The organism is Paraflavitalea soli, assembly GCF_003555545.1.
In the GTDB taxonomy this organism is placed as follows: Bacteria; Bacteroidota; Bacteroidia; order Chitinophagales; family Chitinophagaceae; genus Paraflavitalea; species Paraflavitalea soli.
The window spans coordinates 2,559,985-2,574,656 of record NZ_CP032157.1; the positions used below are offsets into that span (position 1 = coordinate 2,559,985).

The 14,672-nt window shown below is 47.4% G+C and carries 16 protein-coding genes; 8 read left to right on the forward strand and 8 right to left on the reverse strand.

Annotated elements, in window-relative coordinates; translation table 11 throughout:
• Nucleotides 1-117: 117 nt before the first annotated feature.
• Nucleotides 118-792, reverse strand: a complete 675-nt coding sequence (locus D3H65_RS09370) for a BON domain-containing protein (protein ID WP_119050058.1) — start codon at nucleotides 790-792, stop codon at nucleotides 118-120.
• A 518-nt stretch (nucleotides 793-1,310) separates the two neighbouring features.
• Here D3H65_RS09370 and D3H65_RS09375 point away from each other — a divergent pair.
• The 3 genes from D3H65_RS09375 (at nucleotide 1,311) to D3H65_RS09385 (ending at nucleotide 3,459) form a co-directional block, all read left to right on the forward strand.
• Nucleotides 1,311-2,063, forward strand: coding sequence for a polysaccharide deacetylase family protein (locus D3H65_RS09375; protein WP_162915516.1), 753 nt, complete (start codon nucleotides 1,311-1,313; stop codon nucleotides 2,061-2,063).
• A gap of 35 nt (nucleotides 2,064-2,098) precedes the next feature.
• Entirely contained in the window at nucleotides 2,099-2,908 is an 810-nt protein-coding gene (locus tag D3H65_RS09380; RefSeq protein ID WP_162915517.1) for a polysaccharide deacetylase family protein, read from the forward strand.
• Between the two features lie 104 nt (nucleotides 2,909-3,012).
• The gene (locus tag D3H65_RS09385) at nucleotides 3,013-3,459 is read left to right on the forward strand and encodes an Hsp20/alpha crystallin family protein (protein WP_119050061.1); all 447 of its coding nucleotides are present in this window, start codon (nucleotides 3,013-3,015) and stop codon (nucleotides 3,457-3,459) included.
• Nucleotides 3,460-3,632: 173 nt separating this feature from the next.
• On the opposite strand, the gene D3H65_RS09390 is transcribed toward D3H65_RS09385, so the two are convergent.
• Nucleotides 3,633-4,331 carry a hypothetical protein gene (locus tag D3H65_RS09390; protein ID WP_119050062.1) on the reverse strand — a complete coding sequence of 233 codons (699 nt, stop codon included), beginning with the start codon at nucleotides 4,329-4,331 and terminating at the stop codon, nucleotides 3,633-3,635.
• 272 nt (nucleotides 4,332-4,603) lie between these two features.
• On the opposite strand from D3H65_RS09390, the gene D3H65_RS09395 reads away from it, so the two are divergent.
• Together D3H65_RS09395 and D3H65_RS09400 are read left to right on the forward strand one after the other, a co-directional pair.
• Nucleotides 4,604-5,848 (forward strand): PAS domain-containing sensor histidine kinase, encoded by a 1,245-nt coding sequence (locus tag D3H65_RS09395; RefSeq protein WP_119050063.1) that lies wholly within the window; start codon nucleotides 4,604-4,606, stop codon nucleotides 5,846-5,848.
• 41 nt (nucleotides 5,849-5,889) lie between these two features.
• On the forward strand, nucleotides 5,890-6,930 hold the full coding sequence (locus D3H65_RS09400) for a response regulator (protein ID WP_119054453.1): 1,041 nt from the start codon (nucleotides 5,890-5,892) through the stop codon (nucleotides 6,928-6,930).
• Nucleotides 6,931-6,946: 16 nt separating this feature from the next.
• Here the strand turns inward: D3H65_RS09400 and D3H65_RS09405 are convergent, their stop codons facing one another.
• The 5 genes from D3H65_RS09405 to D3H65_RS09420 all read right to left on the reverse strand — a co-directional run bounded on the left by D3H65_RS09405 (nucleotide 6,947) and on the right by D3H65_RS09420 (nucleotide 9,740).
• The gene (locus D3H65_RS09405; RefSeq protein ID WP_162915518.1) at nucleotides 6,947-7,327 is read right to left on the reverse strand and encodes a hypothetical protein; all 381 of its coding nucleotides are present in this window, start codon (nucleotides 7,325-7,327) and stop codon (nucleotides 6,947-6,949) included.
• An 86-nt stretch (nucleotides 7,328-7,413) separates the two neighbouring features.
• Nucleotides 7,414-7,587 (reverse strand): hypothetical protein, encoded by a 174-nt coding sequence (locus D3H65_RS32875; protein WP_162915519.1) that lies wholly within the window; start codon nucleotides 7,585-7,587, stop codon nucleotides 7,414-7,416.
• A 32-nt stretch (nucleotides 7,588-7,619) separates the two neighbouring features.
• Nucleotides 7,620-7,889: a zinc ribbon domain-containing protein gene (locus D3H65_RS09410; RefSeq protein ID WP_119050065.1), complete on the reverse strand. Its 270-nt coding sequence runs from the start codon at nucleotides 7,887-7,889 to the stop codon at nucleotides 7,620-7,622.
• A 193-nt stretch (nucleotides 7,890-8,082) separates the two neighbouring features.
• A complete protein-coding gene (locus D3H65_RS09415) occupies nucleotides 8,083-8,796 on the reverse strand; it encodes a ZIP family metal transporter (protein ID WP_119050066.1) in 714 nt (237 codons plus the stop codon).
• Nucleotides 8,797-8,900: 104 nt separating this feature from the next.
• The gene (locus tag D3H65_RS09420; protein WP_119050067.1) at nucleotides 8,901-9,740 is read right to left on the reverse strand and encodes a universal stress protein; all 840 of its coding nucleotides are present in this window, start codon (nucleotides 9,738-9,740) and stop codon (nucleotides 8,901-8,903) included.
• Between the two features lie 366 nt (nucleotides 9,741-10,106).
• Between D3H65_RS09420 and ftsH the strand changes: the two genes are divergently transcribed.
• From ftsH to D3H65_RS09435, 3 genes are all read left to right on the forward strand, one after another.
• Nucleotides 10,107-12,065 (forward strand): ATP-dependent zinc metalloprotease FtsH, encoded by a 1,959-nt coding sequence (gene ftsH / locus D3H65_RS09425; protein ID WP_119050068.1) that lies wholly within the window; start codon nucleotides 10,107-10,109, stop codon nucleotides 12,063-12,065.
• A 156-nt stretch (nucleotides 12,066-12,221) separates the two neighbouring features.
• Nucleotides 12,222-12,734 carry a nicotinate-nucleotide adenylyltransferase gene (locus D3H65_RS09430; RefSeq protein WP_119050069.1) on the forward strand — a complete coding sequence of 171 codons (513 nt, stop codon included), beginning with the start codon at nucleotides 12,222-12,224 and terminating at the stop codon, nucleotides 12,732-12,734.
• Between the two features lie 154 nt (nucleotides 12,735-12,888).
• Nucleotides 12,889-13,788 (forward strand): universal stress protein, encoded by a 900-nt coding sequence (locus tag D3H65_RS09435; RefSeq protein WP_119050070.1) that lies wholly within the window; start codon nucleotides 12,889-12,891, stop codon nucleotides 13,786-13,788.
• Between the two features lie 114 nt (nucleotides 13,789-13,902).
• On the opposite strand, the gene D3H65_RS09440 is transcribed toward D3H65_RS09435, so the two are convergent.
• The gene (locus tag D3H65_RS09440; protein ID WP_119050071.1) at nucleotides 13,903-14,637 is read right to left on the reverse strand and encodes a hypothetical protein; all 735 of its coding nucleotides are present in this window, start codon (nucleotides 14,635-14,637) and stop codon (nucleotides 13,903-13,905) included.
• Between the last annotated feature and the right edge of the window lie 35 nt (nucleotides 14,638-14,672).

The window sequence follows — 14,672 nt, forward strand, 5'->3', positions numbered from 1 at the left end:
AACGTCCATCAACCACCGGATTGATAATTGTCCAGCCCGGCATATTAAAAGGAAGGGGCAGTAATTACTTAAGCTGCCCCATTCCACTCCTGCAATAAACCCTGATCCAGGCTTGCCTTAATCTTCAAAAGAATACTCCGGCAACCTGATTTCCAGTTTACTCTCAACCCGTGTAATACCGCCGGCATTCCAGGCAGCAGTTTCTGCATCCTCCTTTTCACTTAAGGAACGGACATACCCATTAAGCGTCACGCGGTGGTCGTTTATTTGTACTGCAATATGGCTGGCATCTATAGTGGCGCTGCGTTGAAATGAGTCCTTGATCTTTTGTTCTATGTCCTTTGCAGTTACGGCAGGTTGTACAGTTATTGAATTCATAACAGAACGAACGCCCATCAGGTTTTCAACGGCCATGCGGGCACTGGTTTTCTGGTATTCCCAATCAACGGTACCTTCCAGTTTGACATGACCTTTTTCCACACTGACCTTAATCTTTTCTTCCTGTACCGCGCTGTGCCATTTCAATGCATTCAGTACGGCTTCAGCCAGTTCGCTATCTGTTTTCTGGTAGGAATGAGGCAGGCTAACCTGTATTTCTTCAGCCAGGGCTTTTACACCCGCCACTTTTTTGGCAGCCCGTTCTGCTTCCAGTTTCTGACCAAAGGTAACCACTGTACCGCTCAAGGTTACCACGCCATTTTTAGCAGCCACACCAATCTGGGCTGCCTGAAGGTATGGATGCCATTTCAATTCGTCCATCACATCCTTCTGTAATTGAGCATCTGTTTTCATGATTGATATTTTTTTTGAGTAATTGAAAACAATTCTATGATATACTGGTGAACAGCTTTCGACAAGGCACATGAATGATCTGTGATTATTCGATAACAAATATATTTTGACTGATACGCCTGATCAATGATGGCCATTACGGCATCAGCTGATCATGATCATACAGGGAGGGACAGATCAAGTACGTAAATCCCATCCAGGATATGCCCACCTGCTCCCCTATCAAATTTGTTACTCCTGCTCCTGTTTGCATCACCTCACCCACGATCTCATGCCCGGTATCAGGGCAACCTGGGCATGAAGGTCAGTACCCTAGCTGATGTACATCATTGCTTGCAGGCTGGCCAGCGTGTAGCTTTAATCTATAATATTCATACGCCTATGATCGACCGGATTACGGGAAAGGAAAATGAAGTAGAAAAACAATGTGAAAGGTATCTATTGGATATGGAAGAAAAGAAAAGCAGTAAATAGATGGTCTTAACGGAATTCCGGTCCCAACTGTAAACCCCTTTTTTGTGAAGTCAATAATTCATCTACTGTTGATCATGGGTTGCCTGGGGGCAGGACGGCAGCCCCGCAAGCTTCCTCCACAGGTTCCCATACTTTGCTATCACAATATCAGGAGTTCACTGGAAGGACATCAGCCCGATTATACCATTGACCGGCAGCAGTTTCGCCAACACTTAAAGGTGCTTTCCGACAGCGGCTACCATAGCATTACACCCGACCAGCTTTACCAATACCTTACCCGGGGTATTCCCCTGCCCGAAAAACCAGTCATGATCACTTTTGATGATAACAGACTGGAACATTATACGATAGCAGCTCCTATGCTGCGCCAATATGGATTTACAGGGGTGTTCTTTATCATGACAGTCACCATCGGCAAGCCAGGGTACATGAGTGCTGAGCAGCTAAAAAAGTTATCTGACGATGGGCACTGTATTGGCAATCATACCTGGGACCATCCCGATATGCGAAAGCTCACCCTTCAAGAATGGCGCATACAGGTAGACATGCCCCGGCAATACCTTGAAAAAATAACCGGCCGGCCGGTGCAAGGCCTGGCCTATCCTTATGGAGCCTGGAATGAGGCCGCTATAAAAGAGGTAAAGGCAAGGAATGTGCAAATGGCTTTTCAACTGATGGGTAAAATGAGCAATGCCAATCCCTTGTATTCGATCCGGCGTCTCCAGGTGTCTGGCAACCTGCCAGCCACGGAGTTGCTGGAAGTAATGCGTTCCACCTTTCGCGAAGAAAGGCGGTAATGAAGATCACGCAGCCTTCTTGCAATGACATAAAAATGATCAATTTCGTTATGAGCCACTCTACCATTTCCCTTTTTTCGCGTAAACAAACCATCCTGTTGTTTGGAGCAGCCTGGGCACTCCTGGCTATGAGTGTTTCGCTGCCACCAGCCCATTCCCTGCAGCAAACAAAGCCGGCGCTTACGGATTCCACTACCTTGTACCTGACCTTCGACGATGGTATTATTCCGGAAAGTGAAGCACTGGACAGTTTGGTACGGACGGAAGAAGTACCGGTAACCGTTTTCTGGATCGGGAAATTTGTGCTCTGGAATGATACCACGCGGCGGATCTGGCAATTGATGCGGAACAATCCCTGGATCGAACCGGGCAATCATAGTTATAGTCATGCCAATAACCGGTACTTTAAATACTACCAGGATCCGCAGCAGGTAGTACATGATTTTCAACTGAATGCCGACAGTCTGCAGTTTACCGGCAAGCTGGCGCGCTTGCCGGGACGCAATGCCTGGCGTATCAACAACCGCAAACGGGAGGACCTGGAGGATTGTAAGGCCGTGGCCGATTCGTTGGCAGCAGCCGGCTATTCGCTGTTTGGCTGGGATATTGAATGGAACTACTCCTCTTCCACCAACCAATTGGAACCGGCGGAAGACCTGTTGTTCCGCATCGGCCAGGTACTGAAGTTTCACCGGTCCTTTATGCCCAGGCATATTGTGATCCTCTGCCACGATCCGGCCATGAGCAGTTCATTTAGTATCACCACCTTACAGCATTTCATTCAACAGGCACGTACCCAATATCCCTACCGGTTCCGCTTCCTGAGCCAGTATCCCGCGCTCTGACCGCTGATGTGAATCAGGGTCTTTACTGACAAGCATCCTTTTAACCCACCCCTTTGCCAACGTAATTTTATTACAATCCAAACATAAAAAACAAGGAGGTTAACATGTCTTCTAAAGAATTAACTAAAAGATCTGGCCAGTTCCCAGCCGTATGGGACGATTTTTTCAAACCCTGGAACGATTGGTTTTCCAATGGGTTTTCGCAAATGAAACCAGTTACCATACCAGCGGTCAACATTACCGATTCGAACGACGAATACAAACTATCGCTGGCTGCACCCGGGCTTAAAAAAGGCGATTTTCACATCGATGTAGATGGTAACATGCTCACCATCAGTTGTGAAAAAGAAGAGAACAAAGAAGAAAAAGACAGCCGGCATACGCGTAAGGAATACAACTATCAATCGTTCAGCCGCACCTTTACCATACCCGAAGAAGTTAGCAAAGAAAAGATCGAGGCCAGTTATGATGATGGCATTTTGAAGGTAAAGCTGCCCAAAAAAGAAGAAGCCAAACGTATGGCCATCACAAAAAACATTCAGGTTAAATAGGTTGCTGTGTTTTTTTTAGTGTAGCACCCGCCGGTTACCGGCGGGTCTTTATTATCAGCAAACTAAAAACAGTCCCTATGCATGGCGCCATGAAATTATTTACTTACCGGGGCATTTGCGTGCGATGGTTCATGCTCTAATAACCATGAGTAAAGCTGTTGTTGGAGCATCGTTTAGTTTAACAATTGCTGCTCTTCCCGGTCAGCCAATACTTTTTTCCAGGCGGCCAGTCCAACCAGCAGGTCATCTTCCAGGAGGATAGATCTTTCGGCCAGCAGCAGTACATTGGCCAACAGCTCATTCAAATGCATACTCTCCTCTCCGTTTTTTACCAATTTTTCCCCGCCATAAAACACGGTGTCCATTTCTTCATAAAACCGATGCAATTCATCCTTAAAATAGGTCATCAGGGTCATCACTGCATCGATTTCTTCGGTGGTAATATAAAGGGCGCCGCAACAGCAGGATTCTGCTTCCATCGCCTGCAGGTTCCACAAGAATCTGCTGTATACCTGCCGCCTGAAACTACTGAGCACCTCCTGAAAATTATCCAAGGTCACCAACAAAACATTACCCGGTATATTTGCCTGCCCGTCTTTAATTTGCCCTGCCAATAGCACATTCATTTGTTGCAGGCAGGCCAACAGCTTTTGATGTTGATCGCGGTGCTGATATCCAAAAATCAAAATGAATTGTTTGATAACGGGCAGGTCGCTGATACGCAAAGCCGCCGTCTCAGCCACCGCCGCGGTTCTATCAGTTGACTGATAAGACCTTATGAATATGTCCTCATACTTCTGCTCTCCTGGCAGGAAGCAATGGGCATCCCGCCGGAAAGGCGCTGTCAGTTCCTTTAATCGATGCAGGTTCATATACTTGTATATGCTATAATATACTATGATAAATCTTATCTGAAGTTAACCTGATCGATTGTCCGAATAAATGACCGGGGTCAGTCACCAGGCTGACACCTCCCCGGTTGCACCATCCCTCCATAAAAGAGCTGATAACAGGTGCTTAACAAATTGACAACAATTGGTAAATATTAATCAATGGATCAAATTGGGAATACATAATTTAATTACCTTTAGTAAGGATCAAACGCGTCTTCCCGGATGCGTTCTTACATCAAAAGGGTAACAGCATGGAAGCCATACAAATTCCATCAGCACTCAACATTGATGAAAAACATCTTGTTGAAGCACTTTTTGTGCATGCATCCATTGGCATTATTGTAGCCAATGAAAACGGCGATATCATACTGGCCAATCCCTTTTTACTGGAACTTTTTGATTACCAGCCCAGCGAGCTATTGGGCAAGAAAATAGAGACGCTGATCCCTACCAGGTTTCATGATCGCCATGTAGGTCACCGGCAAAAGTTCATTGACCATTTACAGAATCGCCCCATGGGCGCAGGTATGGACCTGTTTGGTTTGCGGAAAGATGGTGCCGAGTTCCCGGTAGAAGTGAGTCTTTGCCACTACAGTAATAAGGCAGGCAAATTTGTGGTAGCTTTCATTAACGACATCACCATCAGGAAATCGGCCGAACAGGAGATCCGGCGCCTGAATGACGAATTGGAGGTCATCGTTGAAGAGCGCACGCACCAGCTAAAAGAAACGCTGCATGAGCTCGAAGCCTCGAAAGAAGAGCTGACGCGGGCCCTGGGTAAAGAAATAGAATTGAATGAATTGAAATCCCGGTTTGTATCCCTGGCCTCTCATGAATTCAGAACACCGTTGAGTACGGTACTATCGTCGACCTATCTTATCCAGCAATACCATACCACCGAAGAACAGTCGAAAAGGCAAAAGCATATCGACCGGGTGATCTCCTCGGTGAGCACATTAACCGATATACTCAATGATTTCCTGTCGGTAGGCAAGATCGAAGAAGGAAAGATCACGGTAAAACTGGCTACCTTCAATTTCAAGGAGCTGGTATCCCGTATCCTCGATGAGATCCGCAATATCCAGAAGCCGGGACAAATGATCCGGTACCAACATGAAGGCCCTGAACTGGTATTACTTGATTCCACCCTCCTGAAACATATTATCCTTAACCTGTTATCCAACGCCATCAAATTTTCTCCGGAGCATTCGGTGATTGCTGTAAACAGTCAGTTGCTTGGTGATCAATTGACCCTTTCGGTCAAAGACCAGGGCATTGGTATCCCGCAGGAAGACCAGCAACATTTGTTTGAGCGTTTTTTCAGGGCTACCAATGTTACCAATATCCAGGGAACCGGTCTGGGCCTGCACATTGTAGCCAAGTACGCCGAATTGATGAACGGCTGCATTCATTGTGAAAGCCAGGAAAACCTGGGCACCGACATGAAGGTCACCTTTACTATTCCTGGTGATACGGAAGATCCAGCCGAAGATTAAACTATCAGTAAATCATCCTCTAAAATTCATGTACCATGGGCATGAAGAAAATCCTGCTGATCGAAGACAACCAGCATATCCGCGAAAATACAGCAGAGATACTGGAATTGGCCAACTATACGGTGCATGTAGCCGAAAACGGGAAAACCGGGGTCGAGATCGCCCTACAGGAAAAACCCGACCTGATCGTTTGCGACATCATGATGCCGGTACTCGATGGTTATGGGGTTTTGCATTTGTTGCATAAAAACGCGGACCTGCGCAATACTCCTTTTATTTTCCTCACTGCCAAGGCCGAGCGAACGGATATGCGCAAGGCCATGGAAATGGGTGCCGACGATTACCTTACCAAACCTTTTGAGGCCACCGAACTGCTCAATGCGATCGAAACCCGGTTAAGAAAAACTGACATGTTAAGGCAGGTCGATGGCACCGGACTGGCAGGGATGGACGCGCTTATGCAAATCGCCAAAGGAGCCACCACCCTGGAAAGTTTTGCATCGGACCGGGATACGATGCTTTATCGTAAAAAACATACCATTTACCAGGAAGGCAACCGGCCTTCCAGGCTCTATTTTGTACAAAAAGGGAAGGTAAAAACGTACAAGACCAATGAAGATGGAAAAGAATTCATTGTAGGGCTTTACCAGGAAGGTGATTTTTTGGGCCATGTGGCTCTCCTGGAAGGCAGCAATTATAAGGAAACGGCTGCAGCCCTGGAAGATGCCGAGCTGGCCCTGATACCCCGGCATGACTTCGAGGAATTGATGTCGTCGAACCGGGAAATAGCCCAAAAATTCATTACCCTCCTGGCCAAAAATATTACAGATATGGAGGAGCAGCTGGTCCGTGTAGCCTATTACTCTTTAAGAAAAAAGGTAGCCCATGCCCTTACTACGCTATTCCAAAAGTACAAAGGAGACATTAAGATAAGCCGTGAGAACCTGGCTACCCTGGCAGGTACTGCTACCGAATCATTAATCAGGACCCTGAGTGACTTTAAAAGTGAGCATCTGATCGATATACAGGATGGGACCATAAAGATTCTGAATGAATCGAAACTGCAGAACCTGACGATGTAGGAAAAAAATAGCCCCTTCAATAAAGGGTTTCGATAAAACCATTGAACTTCACCCGCAGATCACTGAAAGCAATAGCCAGCAACTTCAGGTCTTTACGCAGCTTTTTTTGTTTATGTAGGATCATCTTCATCGTCCCCTCATCGTGCATGTATTTGATCAACAACTTTTCCAGGCTGGCCGCTTCCTGCCGCATAATACCGATCACATCATCTTTTTGCAACAGCCATTCCTGGTATTGCTCTACCGTGTTCATCTGGTCAGCGGAAAAAACTGTTTCCTGCAGGGCTTCGGCCAGTCTTGTTTTTAAGATGACGTTCTCCTGCAAAAGAAATTCCAGTAAGCGTTGCGCTGCCTCGTTCTCATATTGAAGTTGCCTGATCTTTATTCTATTTTTCATACCAGATACTTCGCAACGTACCCTACCTCCGGAATTGAATAAAGGAGATAAATCAGTAACGGATATGATCTTTATCATAAGGCGATTCAGCTATCACCGCCAGGAGGAAGTTCCCCGGGTTTGGGGCCTGGGGTTTCTTCGGGGGGTATGGCAGGCTCTTCTTCCGGCACTTCCGGCACTTCCGGGGTCGCATCGGGCGGCATTTCGGGAGGTATGGGCGGCCATTCCGCCGGCTGGCCTGCGCGCTTTTTCTTTTTCATATACTGGTTTTAAATATCAGGGATCAGGCTGCCTAGGAGGAAATATGCCGCTGCCAGCGTTTGAGATCGGGCAAACGGGCTACCGCAGCTTCAATGATGTCGTTGGGTATTCTTTGTTCTTCCATTTTTTCCATGATAAGGTTGGTCATTTCTTCCAGTGTCATGGACGGCTGGATGAACATCCCATGTGCATAGCAATACTTGCAATACTCCTCGCTGGGCGAACCATCGAATTCTGTTCCGCGAAGTGCTACCTCGTCAATGGGCATACTACAGCTTTGACAAAAATGCTTCGGTTCCATATAGTTGATTAAATAGATTGAAAAGGAATTAAATACCTGTATCCTGACTGACCTAAAAATACGCTGCCAGCTTACCCTGCAGCAATGATGCCCGTCAGTCTTTCACCTGACATTACTTGCCTTCGGCCCCATCAATGCCGGCGCTGACCACCGTCATAGAATCGCCGCTCAATGCATCCTACTTTGGTCAACATCAGTAACTGAACAAACGACTGGCGCCAAACATGATGGCCATGCCCAATATGGTTACAGCCGTATTCAGCCAGGATGGATGTGTGTGCTGGCTTTCCGGCAAAAGGTCACTGGCTCCCAGGTAGAGAAAGAACCCGGCAAACAAGGCGATCAATAAGGCCAGCCTCTCCTGAGCAGGGTGATAAAAAAAGCTCACTGCTAAGCCCGCCAGCGGCATCATCGAATTCACCAGCAACCAGATGAGCGAAGTTTTACGCAATCCTCTCTTTTGTATCACTACAGCTACAGTATTTAACCCATCAGAGATCGCATGGATAATGATTGCCAGGCCAAGCAGCAACCCGACATAACGGGAAATATGAAAAGCCATACCAACGGCCAATCCGTCAAAAAGTCCATGCAGGGAAAAGCTGCCCGCAGCCAGGCTGGCACGCAGGGGCGTTGCAGTTGCTTTTTTTGTAGTATGCAGCCAGGCCAGGCGGTCGAATACCAGGTAGGCTACAAAGCCCAGTGCCACGATAGTCATCACGAACATATTGCTGTAATGATCAGCAGCCAGGGATAATGCCTCAGGCAACAGGTCAAAAAAGAACACACCAGTAACCAGGCCTGCACTGAAAGCCGTGATAAGGCCATGGTTGTCCTTGTAATAAAAAGCGATCAGTCCACCCAGGAAGGTAGCACAACAGATGAATATAATAACAGCGATCATCATCGGTAATAGTTTTTTTCCCAAGCTTTTTTCCTGAAACTCACAACACTGCACTAAAGCTACTCAGGCGCCATCCTTACAGGAAGCTGCGTATATAATATCCTGTCTTACCATCCATTACGATTTTGAGGTACATGCATTGCCATCAACGGCACATGGTTGTGCAATACAAACTGGCGGGTATGGCTACGGTGCAGCAGGGCTTCCAGGAAACGATGCCTTTTGGGCAGTATAATGAGCAGGTCCAGCGCATGCTGTTGTACAAAATCAAGAATGCCTTCATCTATATCTTCCTGTTGAATAAAATGGAATTGTGGTTTCACTGTTTTCAGGTGGTCGAGCAGGGAACCGGCGCCCGATAAGGCAGCCCTGTTGATTGATTCTTCCCTGCCAATATGCAGCACGTGGAGTTCGGCATTAAAATCTTTGATGAGGTGTTCTATCTCCTGAAAAGGCACTGTTCTGACTACCTGTTCAAAATCGCAGGCCAGGCCAATCCTGCGGATAATATTAAAGTGTGCCTCCGGGGGTACACAGATCACCGGCCAGGACAGCTGCTTCATGGTAATGATGGCATGGCTGCCAAAAAGCACTCTTTCTGCCCCGGTAGTACCCGTTGCACCAATCACCACAGAATAAGGATTCAACCGGGCACAGGCGCCTTTCAATTCGGTAAGGTAGATACCTACCCTCACTTCCCATCTTACATGGATGGGGCGCATCGATTGCCGCATAACCATCCGTTTCAAGGCCACCATTTCCAGTTCGGCCTCTTTTTTCCAGGTGTCATACATCAGGGGCACCATGATGTCGCCCATATTTACGGGCGGAACATATACGTGCAGGAGAAACAATTCGGCATGAACGGCTGCCGCCATGTCGGCCGCATACAGGGCGGCATTCCTCGCTATCTGCGACAGATCGGTAGCTACAATAATTGTACTCATTCCATTTTTTTTGAATCGCTGACCCCATCGTCAGTATCCAAATCTACTTTCCGGCGGGCCCAATTTCACTGATGACGCTCAAACGATATACTGATTTGGGTCAAACAGTTGTATTCCGGATTGGCGTTCCGCTTGCCTGCAACAAAAAAGGCGGACCTTGCGATCCGCGTCAGCTTTTTGTATTTTTTAGCCAACAGTTGTCTACGGACCCCAACCATGGACCAGCATTCTTCCCCTGACAGGAGTCAGCAGGCTCTTTGACCGTCCTCATTGATTATGGAAAAGATCTGGTGTTCTTTTGAGTTATCAATCATACCTGAAACGAACCCGTATTTATATCCTTCAGTAGCTCTTAAAATAATGACTATGCCATTGGATAAACAGCCAGAACAACCAGCACAACAACCAGGACAACCCAACCGGTTCAGGTTTTTCTGGTGGATATTTACCCTTACCGGTATTCTCCTGTTGCCCTTGCTGGTGAATACTGTTTTCCGTAATCCCGCTGAAATTTCCTGGTCTGATTTCGAACAACGGCTATTGAGCAGGAATGTAGTGGACCGGATAACGGTAGTAAATGGAGATTATGCAGAGATATACATTAAAAGATCCTTCGGCCAGGATCCTCTCTTTAAGGAAGCTTTTAAACCGCTGATCGGCAAAGAACCTTATGAAGGCCCGCATTACAAACTCAATATAGGCTCAGTGGAAAGCTTCGACCGGAAACTGGAGGCGGCACAACAAAAATATCATACGGCCGGGGTGGCGGTAAGCTATGAAAAAAGATCCGGCTGGTTTTGGGGCTTACTTGGCTGGACAATCCCCTTACTGGTAATGTTCTTCTGGTGGCAATACATGGTCAGGCGATCGGGCGGCGGTTCTTCTGCATTCAACTTTGGTAAGTCTACTGCTACGCTGCTGGATAAGGCCAATAAAAGCACGGTCACGTTTGAACAGGTGGCCGGCCTTGAGGAAGCCAAAATGGAAGTACGGGAGATCGTTGACTTTCTTAAAAGCCCGCAGGCCTTTACACGCCTGGGCGCGAAGATACCCAAGGGGGTGATATTGGTAGGCCCTCCCGGTACGGGCAAAACGCTGCTGGCCCGGGCAGTGGCGGGAGAAGCGCAGGTTCCTTTTTTTACGATCTCCGGATCAGAGTTTGTTGAAATGTTTGTAGGAGTGGGTGCCTCCCGCGTACGCGACTTGTTCAAAAGAGCCAAGGAAAAAGCGCCTTGTATCGTTTTTATTGATGAGATCGATGCCATTGGACGGTCAAGAGGCAGGAATGCCCTGTTCACCGGGGCCAGTGACGAACGTGAAAGTACCCTCAATCAACTGTTGACGGAAATGGATGGGTTTGGCACCAATACGGGGGTTATTGTACTGGCAGCTACCAATCGTGCTGATATGCTGGACCCGGCATTATTGCGCCCGGGCAGGTTCGACAGGCATATCTATCTCGAACTGCCCAACCTGACGGAAAGGGAGGCTATCTTTAAAGTACACCAGCGTCCATTGGTCATGGACGATAGCATCGATACAAAAGTGCTGGCAGGGCAAACACCTGGTTTTTCGGGCGCCGACATTGCCAACATCTGTAATGAAGCAGCGCTGATCGCGGCCCGGCATAAGGAAGAGAAGATCAGCCGGCAGGATTTTTTCGATGCGATCGACCGCATCGTGGCGGGCCTTGAAAAGAAAAGCAAGATCATTTCGCCCGAAGAGAAAAGGGTGATCGCTTTCCACGAAGCCGGACATGCAGTAGCCAGTTGGCTGCTCACACATATCGATCCGCTGGTAAAAGTTTCTATCATACCCAGGGGCAAATCGCTGGGCGCCGCCTGGTACCTGCCCGAAGAAAAACAATTACGCACACGCACTTCTTTTTATGAGCACCTCAGTGCTACCCTGGCTGGCCGGGCGGCAGAAGAAATTATATTCGGAGAGATCTCATCCGGCGCCCTTGACGATCTGGAAAAAGCAACCAAAGAAGCCTATATGATGGTGGCCTGTTATGGATTCAGCAAAAAGATAGGCCACATTAGTTTTTATGATTCTACCGGTCAGCACGACAGTTCTATTCAAAAGCCCTATAGTGAGGAGACAGGCAGGCTCATCGATGAGGAAGTGCGCAACCTGATCAGCGAAGCTTATACGCAGGCCAACAACCTGCTGGTGCAGCATAAGCCAGTGCTGATCAGGCTGGCCGACAAACTGTTGGAAAAAGAAGTATTGTTGAAAGAAGACCTGGAAAAGATACTGGGAGAGCGAGCCAGGAATACTGAATATGATCAAACGGCTTTAGAGGCGGTGTATACCACCTGATAGCTCTTGCTTGCCGCCTTAGTTGACCGGGTTCATACTTGCTATTGATCACCATCATTGTTTCGCGGTTCGGGTCAGTATTAGATTTACGGAAATACTTATTGTTGGAAAATTCCATGACAACAAACATTATCAATCATTCAAAATTGCAGGAACATGAAATCAATGAAATTACTCACGCTGTTGGGTATACTGGTGTCCGGGATTACCACCGACACTTTTGCACAAATTGACACTTTGCCGGCCGTTACTGTTTTGGCAAGGAATTACAAATACCTAAGGTCGGTCAATAACAAGGAGGCGGCGCCCCCTGTAAAAGTGCTTCAAAACAGGGTTGCCTCATTTGATGTAAAAAATTCTGAATATTATGAAGATGATTATGACAACTATTTTGTGTCTTTTTATCTTCCCCAAGGTTATGTACTGGCCGTTTATGACTCATCGGGAACGCTTCTTCGTACTGCGGAAAGATTCAGGAATGTGGCGATTCCGCCGGTTGTAAACCGGGCAGTAGTACAAAGGTTTCCCAACTGGGGCATCTCGAATGATGTATACCGCATCAGTTATGAAAAGGATGGAGGGCAGCAAATGATGTACAAACTCCTTTTGATGAATGGTTCCAAACGCATGCGTGTGAAGATCAATGAAAAAGGGGAGTTCATGGATTAAAAAGCTTTACTGTCGGTATGCATCAAACACGGGGTACAGGCCAGCCTGGCCCCTTTTCTTTGGCCGGTGATCATGGCCACTATCATCAAAGATCATGATCGTTATCAGCCAAAAAAACCTGGCGGGAGCATAATTTTAATACAATACATTGTATATGAAAAACATCCTCATGGCCACTGATTTTTCGCAAGCAGCCAGTAATGCGGCAGCTTATGGTGTTGAACTGGCCAAAACAATGAATGCCCGGCCAATACTGTTCAGTGCCTGCGAACATGCACTGGTACCTGCTTCGGAAATAGCCGTAGTAATACGGCGGGAGGAATTACAGGACCAGGTGCAACAACAACTGGCCGAAGATGCCCGTATGCTTGCAGCTATTCATGATCAGCCTGTATTTACGTGCTGCCATACAGGACCGGCCCATACTGCGTTGCTGGCGGCAATCAGGGAGCAACAGGCAGATATCCTCATTGCAGGCATGAAAAACAAGCGGAAAGTAAAGCACCGGCTGATAGGCAGTACCGTAAGCAGCTGGATAGGGAAGCTACCCATTCCCATGATCATTGTGCCTGAAAATATACCCTTTGCTTATATTGCCAAAATAGCCCTGGCGCAGGCCATCAATAAAAATAACACGGCTGAAGCCGATGAACATGTACTCATTGCGCTGCGCGAATTGGGTGAACGGTTTCATGCGCAATTGTACTTTGTAAGGATAGGTGCTAATAACCTGCCCGGCGCCGATGAGCTGATCCGGCCGCCTGCCAGCCTGGCTTCCCTGCTAGAAACACCGGCACCTCATTTCGAATATATAACAGGTACTGACGTGGCTGCATCCCTGACGCAATACATCGAAGACAATAACATCAATCTCCTCGCCATCATGCCACACCGGCATGGCTGGTTCGAAAGAATGTTTATACAAAGTACTACCCGATCGATGGTCCTGGATTGCCCCGTTCCCTTATTGATCCTGCCACCCTCGCAAAGCAGTCCTGCACACCGCCATGCTACCAACATGGTACAAGAACAACTGGAAAACTCAATTGCTTAATCTCCGGCTTGACGATACTGACTCCCTTATACACAAGGCTGTTGAACAGCATACTGTAGCACTTCAGAACGAAAAACTAATAGGAAGGGGGAAATAGGGGCTGGTTCTTATGGTTCAATAACGTTGAACAAACTGAAACAGGCGCCGGTTGGGATTCCCTACTACACCTGCAGACTCCATTCTCTTTTTCAAAACTTCAGACCTGAAATAAGCAAAAGCTTTGGAGGTATCTTCAATGGCTGAAACAATACTGACCTTGGTAAGATCATCCGGATCGTGCCCTACCAACCTCGCCTTAATGCCATTCTCAATCCTTTCCTGTGCTCCCTCCTGGAAATTCTTCAGCCAACTATTCCAGTCTTTAACTTTCAGTGTGGTCATCGACCGTGGCAACCGCCCCACTTCCGATGTATCCTGCCAGGTAGCCAGTACAAAATAAGTTTCAGGGGTTCCTGTAACACCAGCCCGGTGCATGACATTTTTCAGGTCGGCGCTGGCGGCAAATGCTTTTGCTTTCGCCATATCATCTGCCTTCAGAGCAACCATCACGGTGTTGCTGTCGAAAAGACTGCGCCCAATTACATAATTGTGCAGGCCATGTGCCAATCGGAAAGAATCATGTGCATCATAGGCAATTTTCCACTTGTTGTAATTGCCCACCTTGTGTACAAATACCACCATGTTTGCAGGAGTGGTAACGATGGTGGATTCCATCACGGGCGTTGTAGATTGCGTGGAATCGACGGGGTGTTGTTCGTTGGTTTGCTTTTTTTCGCGGCACCCTGCGGTGGCAGTGATAAAAACAAACGTAGCCCAGATAAGCGGGCAGCCTACTGTACTTTGTTTCATTGGTTTATTTTTTTAGTTAAATACCTGATCTATTG